The organism is Chloroflexus sp. (genome assembly GCF_049970315.1).
Taxonomy (GTDB): domain Bacteria; phylum Chloroflexota; class Chloroflexia; order Chloroflexales; family Chloroflexaceae; genus Chloroflexus.
Map to the genome: position 1 here is coordinate 91,474 of NZ_JBMFNE010000017.1, position 442 is coordinate 91,915.

Annotated in this window: 1 protein-coding gene; it reads right to left on the reverse strand. The window is 62.9% G+C overall.

Translation table 11 applies throughout. The annotated features are described in order from the left end of the window. A partial coding sequence (locus tag ACP5OT_RS12495) for an EF-Tu/IF-2/RF-3 family GTPase (protein ID WP_428132296.1) occupies positions 1 to 442 on the reverse strand: 442 nt, incomplete at both ends.

The following is a 442-nucleotide window of genomic DNA, read 5'->3' on the forward strand; positions in this document are numbered from 1 at the left end:
AACGGCGTGTGGCGTCCACCCTCTTCCTTCTTCAACACGTAGACCTGCGCCTCAAACTTCTTGTGCGGTTTGATGCTCCCCGGCGCGCACAACACTTGCCCGCGCTCCACCTCGTTCCGCTCAATGCCACGCAGCAGACAGCCCACGTTGTCGCCGGCAATCCCTTCATCGAGCGTCTTCTGGAACATCTCCACGCCGGTCACCACCGTCCGCCGGGGCGCGTCGTCGGTCATCCCCACGATCTCGACCGTGTCCCCGACCTTCACCTTCCCGCGCTCAATCCGGCCCGTCACCACCGTGCCGCGGCCTTTAATCCCGAACACGTCTTCAATCGGCATCAGGAACGGCTGGTCGACCGCCCGCTGCGGGGTCGGGATATACTCATCGACCGCGTTCATCAGTTCGAGGATACAGGCATACTCCGGCGCGTTGATGTCCTTGC